Source organism: Janthinobacterium sp. GW460-12-1-14-LB5 (assembly GCF_059423585.1).
This window is the reverse complement of record NZ_JBWKYD010000037.1, coordinates 38,972-45,787: the sequence shown is the minus strand read 5'-3', so window position 1 is coordinate 45,787 and position 6,816 is coordinate 38,972. Positions and strand designations below refer to the sequence as shown.

Below are 6,816 nucleotides of genomic sequence, written 5' to 3'. Positions count from 1 at the left end.
ATCCTATGGTACTGATTATTTTGAAGGGCGTTTGCAAGCAAGTCTTTTTCAGATAATAAATTTTATTTTAACTGATATAAATTTTGTATCTCGCTTGAAGGAGCTTTTAAGTAAGACGGCCCCAACTTTTGGAGAGCTTGTTAGATATAATGGACTATTAATATCTTTAGCTCCGACGGCCATAAGATGCGGATTAATGTTTGTTTTCCTCGTTTCTTTTATGTTACGAAGTTTTCATATTTCCCTGCTTTTATTTTTACAACGCTTGGTGGAAAGTGAGGCTCCAGTATTTGCATTGATGGGAAGCGCGATAGGATTTACTGCAAAACTTATCCAAGTATTAATGCAATAGTTTCTATTTTTTCATTCGCCGCCTGGGCAACCAGGCGGCTTTTTTATTGCCGCAAGCGGACGCGACGCGGTGCACGGCCGGAAGGCCAACGATAGGGCGGATGCCCGGAAAGAACGACCATGCCATTCAAATACAACGCAGACGGAACCATTGCCATCGACGGCGAGAAGAAGTTGCCGATCTTCATTCACCCGAACGGTACCGAAGCGCCATTCGACGCGGATACCACGCTGGGCACGATCACCCGCCTGAACGGCGAGGCCAAGACGCACCGCGAGGCGAAGGAGGCTGCCGAGCTGCGCCTGAAGGCGTTCGATGGCATCGAAGATGGCGTGGCCGCCCTGGCAGCACTGAACACCGTGAAGAGCCTCAGCTCCGGCGAACTGAAGACAGCTGCGCAGGTCAAGGAAATCCAAGATGCAGCCGCGAAGACCGCGCAAGAGCAGGTCGCTGCGCAGGCCAAGGCGAGCGCCACGCAGCTGCAGGAACTGACCGCGCAGCTGGAAAAGCGCACCAGCGAACTGAACACCCACATGATCGGCGGCGGCTTCGCCAGCTCGAAGCTGTTCACCGACGATAAGCACCCGATGCGCCTGGCCATCCCTACCGAGATGGCAAAAGCCTATTTCGGCAACAACTTCAAAGTCGAGGACGGCAAGACTGTCCCGTATGACGCCGCCGGCAACAAAATCTTCTCGCCTACTCGTCCTGGTGAAATCGCCGACTTCGACGAAGGCCTGGCGCAGTTGGTGCAAGCCTGCCCATTTAAGGATCAGATTCTCAAGGGCTCCGGCGCCTCCGGTGGCGGCGCCACGGGCGGTGCCGCAGGCGCTAGCGCAGGCAAATCTATGACGCGCGCGGCTTTCGATGCAGCAACGCCGGCCGCCAAGGCGGAATTTGCCAAGGGCGGCGGTGCTGTTACCGATTAATTGCCCGACATTATGCGAAGGTCGGCGCCACGCTGACTCTTTCCATTTCCGCAGTACCGCAACGCATAGCCAACGCCTGGATGGGGGTTGGTGCTTTGGGCTGGATGGCCTGTCTGTTTTAAAAATTCCAAATCACCAACTTTTAAAGGCTTTACCATGAAGAAAACCTTGCTGTCGGTCATGGCTCTGTGCGCTATGGCCCTGTCTTTCACCGCGTCGGCGGCCACCGCGATTGCCCACAAGGCCGTCGAGATGTTGGTGGCCGTGCCGGAAAAAGCCGATTTCGCCGGTCGCGTGCTGGTCGAACTGGCATATCGCCACATCACCAACTACGCCGCGCGCACCGGCGTTATCATGGGCGCCAATTCGCTGAGCGGCCTGATCACCACCATCTACAGCGCTTCGGATCAGGTTGCGCGCGAGTTGGTCGGCTTCATCCCGGCAGTTTCCGCAGATATGAACTTTACCCGAGCAGCGGTCGGCCAGGAGGTTACGTCGCCAGTCGCGCCTGCTGCGGTTGCTACTGATATCGCTCCAGCGGTGACGCCGCCCAATGACGGCGACCAGAACATCGGCAAAAAGGGCGTGGTCATCACCAAGGCGCGCCGCGTCCCGATCCGTTGGAACGGCGAAGAGCAACTTGCCTTGGATAACAATGGCGCGAGCTATAACGTGATCCTGCGTGATCAGATTTCGCAGGCCATGCGTACCCTGGTGAACGAAGTCGAGAGCGACTTGGCCGCGCTGTATGTCAAAGCATCCCGCGCTTGTGGCACTGCCAGCGTTGCCCCGTTCGCTACTGCCGGCGACCTGACCGACACTGCTGGCGCGCTGCGCATCCTGGAAGAGAATGGCGCTCAAGGCCTCGACTTCCAGTTGGTGCTGGGCTCGGCCGCCATGGTCAACCTGCGCGGCAAACAATCGGGTCTGTTCAAGGTGAACGAAGCTGGCCGTGAAGATATGCTGCGAAACGGCATGACTGACCGCCTGCAGGGCTTTGCACTGCGCAACAGCTCGGGCATCAAACTGCATGCCAAAGGCACCGCCGCCGCTGCAACCACCAATGCCGCAGGCTATGCAGTTGGCGCCACTGTCATCACCCTGGCGGCAGCTGGTACCGGCACTTCACTGGCTGGCGACACCATCACCTTCGCTGGCGATACCAATCAGTACGTCGTGTCGAGCGGCGATGGCGATGTCTCGAACGGCGGCACGATCACCCTCGCAGCACCAGGCCTGCTGAAAGCCATTCCGGCTGCCGCCACTTCCATCACCGTCGCCGCGTCGGGCTTCCGCAATATGTTCTTTGCCCGTTCGGCCATTCAACTGGCAACGCGTGCGCCGGCGTTGCCGAAGCAGGGCGACTCGGCCGTCGACCGCATGCTCGTCACCGACCCGTTGACCGGACTGACCTTCGAGATCAGCATGTACGCCCAGTACCGCCAGATGCAATACGAAGTGGCGCTGGCATGGGGCTGCGGCTCGGTCAAGGATGAATTCATCGGCATCCTGCACGGCTAACCATCAACCTGGCCCGGCCATCACTGTGGTGCAGCCGGGCCTCACCTGGAATTCATCATGACCATCAAAATTGTTTCCACCGATCCGGCCAGTCAAGGCCCTTTCGTCATCATTGACCGGGCCAACTTCAACCCCGACGTGCACGAACTGTACGGCGATCAAGACCTGGGCGCACCAACCGAGCGCGTGCCAACGATGGCCGAGCTGTTGGCCGCGCACGATCAACTGCTGGAGCGCGAACGCGCACTGGATGAGCGTGAGCAGCGCCTGGCCGAAGCGAAAGAGCGCATCGAGGCCCAAGGCGTTACCAACGAAGTCGAAGCGCTGCGCCTGCGCGACGAAGCTGCACGCATGCAGGTTGCCAACGATACCGCCACTGCCACCACTGCCACCGCTCCGCCGCCGGCCGCCACTGCTGCCTCGACCGAAAAGCCAGGCAAAGCCGCCAAGGCATAAATACGGGTCAATACCTCCCGCCGCACGACGGCATTCCCCAATCAGGACACGCATGCTCATAATCGAAACCGGCGCAGGCCTGCCTGACGCCGAATCCTACGCCAGCATCGCCGCAGCAGACGTGCGCTGTGTCAGCCTGGGTTCAACCGCCTGGGCTGCGCTGGCCGAGACTGACAAGGAAATCGCGCTGCGCAAGGCCATGATCTTCATGGCCACCTACCGCATGCGTTGGGCCGGCCGTCGCGTCTGTCAGCGCCAGGCGCTGGACTGGCCGCGCTACGGCGTGGGTGTCGATGGCTTCACGGTGCCGAGCACCAGCGTTCCGACGGACGTGGTCAATGCCTGTATCGACCTGGCCGTGCGCGCCGGCAGCGGCGAGGATCTGCTGCCCGACCTCGACACCGGCTCGAACGCCATTAAGCGCGACAAGGTGGGGCCGATCGATACCGAGTACTTCCAGAACACTACGGACGCGCGCGAACGCTTCGTGGCCGTCGACGCGCTGCTGGCGCCTTACTTCGGCTCGGCCGGCGGCGGCAATTCGATCAAGGTGACACGAGGATGAGCGCATACCCGGCAGTGAAGATCGACGGCTGTTTCGTCGCCGATAACACCTACAGTTCCGATGGAAAGGTATGGACCGTCACAAACCTGATCGCGCGCGCCAAGGATCTGGAACCGTTCGATTTGCCGCTGGCGGCGATCTACTCTGGCACCGAGGTCTGGACTCCCGTCGGCTCAGCCTACGGTATCGCGCACCACGTGCGCCGCGCGTTGGACGTCAACACCGAATACCCGATCATTCTGTGCCAGCAGGGTTTCATCATGGACGGCTGGCATCGCGTGCTGCGTGCCCTGATCGACGGCAAGACCACGATCAAGGCCGTGCGCTTCGTGGAGACGCCGCCGTATGACTACTTGAAAGCGCCATAGGCTATGAGCGACTACAGCAAGACCGCTGCGCGCGCCGACCAGTCCCTGCGCCGCAAGGGCGGCATCGTGGTGCTGCGCCAGGTCGTCACCGGCCCATATGATCCAGACCTGGGCACGGCGCCCATTACCACCACCGACTACGAAGGCACGGGCGTCAAGATCGCCTACGAGGCCGAGAACATCGATGGCACGCTGATCCAAGCTGGCGACCAGAAGCTACTGCTGTCGCCGCTGCAGCGCAATGGCCAGGCCATGCCGGCGCCGACAGCGGCCGACCTAGTGCTGTTCGGCGGCGCCAGCTACACGGTGAAGAGCATCGAAACTACTGCGCCGGTCGACGTGGCCGTGCTGCACACGTTGCAAATCAGGGGGCTTTGATGGCCAGTATGTCGTTTTCCATGCAAATCGCCGAATTCATCGCCAAGACAAAAGGCAATGTGGACCTGGTCACACGTGCAATCACCATGAAGGTCGACAACAAGCTGGTACAGCGTTCGCCGGTCGGTGACGCCAAATACTGGAAGCATAAGCCGCCGCCTGGTTACGCTGGTGGCCGCTTCCGCGCCAACTGGCAGCTTTCCATCGGCTCGCCGTCCGCCGGAGTGCGCGACCTGATCGACAAGGACGGCAGCGCGACGATTGCCGCGCACGGCAGCACGATCAGTGCGGCGAAGGCGGGCGACGTGATCTATCTCGTGAATAACCTGCCTTATGCGAAGCGCATTGAGGAAGGTTGGTCCCGCCAGGCGCCCGTCGGCGTGGTAATGCTGACGGTCGTGGAATTTCGCACCATTGTGGACAATGCTGTGAACGGCGTGCGCGACGGCACCACCGCAAGCGAGTTCGCCCAAGGCTATTCGAGCTACAAATTATGAGTCAACCAACAATACGCGCGGCGCTGGAAGCAGCGCTGGCCAGCCTCGCGCCGGCCATCGACACGGCATGGCAGAACGTGCCATACACACCAGTCACCGGCCGACCGTATCAAGCCGCCTACCTGCTGCCAGCGGAACCAAACAACCATTCCATGGGCGACGGCTCGCGCCAGGAGCGCGGCATCTTCCAGGTCAGCTTGCTGTATCCGCCAGGGCAGGGCACCGCAGCCGCCGGCGCGCGCGCTGAAATTATCAAGGAGCTGTTCCGCCGCGGCGCAAGCTTCACGAAGGGCGATGTGACCGTGCAGATTGAGCGCACGCCTGAAATCGCCGACGGCCGCGAGGACGGCGACCGCTGGATGGTCCCGGTCAAGATTCGCTGGTTCTGCAACCTGTAACCCGCATCAACCCACACAGATCGCCTCGGCGGTCTTTTTTTTCGACCAAAGAAAGGCACTCCACACCATGACCACTGCAAACGGCATCGACAGCCTGCTCGTTATCGCCAAACAGCCTGCGGAAGGCACGAAGGCGCTGGCCGCCGCCGGCCGCCTCTATCCGCGCGTGACCGCGACGTTCGACACGGACGCCGACAAGTACTCGAGCAATGAGATCGACCCAAGCCAGCAGCAAAGCGATACGCGCCTGGGCAACTTCCGTACCTCCGGCGCCATCAAGGGCGAAGCCAGCTGCGGCACCTACGCCGCGCTGCTGGCCGCGCTGCTGCGCCGCGACTTCACTGCTGGCGGCGTCACCGCAGCGCAAAACACCATCGCATCGGGTGCTACGGGCCTGACGCGCAGCGCTGGCTCGTTCCTGGCTGACGGCCACCGCGCCGGCACTGTCGTGCGCATCGGCGGCTTCCTGACCACCGGCGCGGCCAACAATGCCAAGAACTTCTTCGTCACCTCGGCCACCGCGCTGAAGCTGACGGGCCAGTTCATGGACGGTAGCGCCATGACGGCGAAGGTGGAGGGCGATCCGGTGACCGTGACGGCATCCGGCAAGCGCTCCTTCACGCCGCTGACCGGCCATACCACCGACTGGTTCACCGCAGAAGTTCAGGATCCTGGCATTGCCGTCAACCGCTGCTTCATCGACCAGCTGGTGAGCAAGGTCGACATCGCTGTGCAGCCGAACGGCATCACGAGCCTGGACTTCACCCTGATGGGCAAGCTGGAAGGCCCGACCACGCCTGCGGCGTATTTCGCGGCGCCAGCATCCACGCCCGGCACCGGCAAGTTCTCCGGCGCCACTGCGATGCTGTCGGTCGCTGGCATCCCGTCGCAAATCTGCACGGGCATGTCGCTGTCGCTGGACGGCCAAGTCAAGATCGACCCCGTGATCGGCTCGAAGTTTGCCACGGCCGCCTCGCGCGGCAAAGTGCTGGGCAGCGGCCAGTTCACGGTCCTGATGCAGGATTCGGCCTATATCGATTACTTCAAACAGGAGGTCGAACTGCCGCTGGCCTACGCCATGGCGGCCAGCACGGCGCCGCTGGCCGAAGTCATGGCGATCGCCATGGGCCGCATCAAGATCACCTCGGCCAAGGTCGATGATGGCGAGAAAAACAAGATTATCACTTGCGCCTTCGACATCTTGCGTTACCAGGGCGCTGACGCGCAGCACGAGGCCACGACCGTGGCGTTCCAAGACACCAGTTTGTAATCATCCCGCCCGGCCACGCACCGGGCTTTCTTTTGGCGCAAGCGCCACCCCAGCACCGACTGGTCGCTGTCGCCTTCGTGGG

The 6,816-nt window shown here is 61.2% G+C and carries 10 protein-coding genes; all 10 read left to right on the top strand.

The features are described 5' to 3' along the window. Window positions 1-352 (top strand): hypothetical protein (locus AC07X6_RS26875; protein ID WP_494792990.1); only part of this gene is annotated, 352 nt, incomplete at its 5' end. A gap of 119 nt (window positions 353-471) precedes the next feature. Next, entirely contained in the window at window positions 472-1,281 is an 810-nt protein-coding gene (locus AC07X6_RS26870) for a DUF6651 domain-containing protein (RefSeq protein WP_494792989.1), read from the top strand. Between the two features lie 156 nt (window positions 1,282-1,437). Continuing rightward, window positions 1,438-2,802, top strand: a complete 1,365-nt coding sequence (locus AC07X6_RS26865; protein ID WP_494792988.1) for a major capsid protein — start codon at window positions 1,438-1,440, stop codon at window positions 2,800-2,802. Between the two features lie 57 nt (window positions 2,803-2,859). Then, window positions 2,860-3,258 carry a hypothetical protein gene (locus AC07X6_RS26860; protein ID WP_494792987.1) on the top strand — a complete coding sequence of 133 codons (399 nt, stop codon included), beginning with the start codon at window positions 2,860-2,862 and terminating at the stop codon, window positions 3,256-3,258. 52 nt (window positions 3,259-3,310) lie between these two features. Continuing rightward, a complete protein-coding gene (locus AC07X6_RS26855; RefSeq protein ID WP_494792986.1) occupies window positions 3,311-3,823 on the top strand; it encodes a DnaT-like ssDNA-binding protein in 513 nt (170 codons plus the stop codon). Continuing rightward, a complete protein-coding gene (locus AC07X6_RS26850) occupies window positions 3,820-4,191 on the top strand; it encodes a hypothetical protein (protein ID WP_494792985.1) in 372 nt (123 codons plus the stop codon). The genes AC07X6_RS26855 and AC07X6_RS26850 overlap by 4 nt, the downstream gene beginning before the upstream one ends. 3 nt (window positions 4,192-4,194) lie before the next feature. Continuing rightward, complete coding sequence (locus AC07X6_RS26845; protein WP_494792984.1) at window positions 4,195-4,569, top strand: hypothetical protein; 375 nt, start codon at window positions 4,195-4,197, stop codon at window positions 4,567-4,569. Beyond that, entirely contained in the window at window positions 4,569-5,066 is a 498-nt protein-coding gene (locus AC07X6_RS26840) for an HK97 gp10 family phage protein (RefSeq protein WP_494792983.1), read from the top strand. Before AC07X6_RS26845 ends, AC07X6_RS26840 begins: the two co-directional genes overlap by 1 nt. After that, window positions 5,063-5,464, top strand: a complete 402-nt coding sequence (locus tag AC07X6_RS26835) for a DUF4128 domain-containing protein (protein WP_494792982.1) — start codon at window positions 5,063-5,065, stop codon at window positions 5,462-5,464. Before AC07X6_RS26840 ends, AC07X6_RS26835 begins: the two co-directional genes overlap by 4 nt. Before the next feature lie 67 nt (window positions 5,465-5,531). Further along, window positions 5,532-6,734, top strand: a complete 1,203-nt coding sequence (locus tag AC07X6_RS26830; protein WP_494792981.1) for a phage tail tube protein — start codon at window positions 5,532-5,534, stop codon at window positions 6,732-6,734. Window positions 6,735-6,816: the final 82 nt, after the last annotated feature.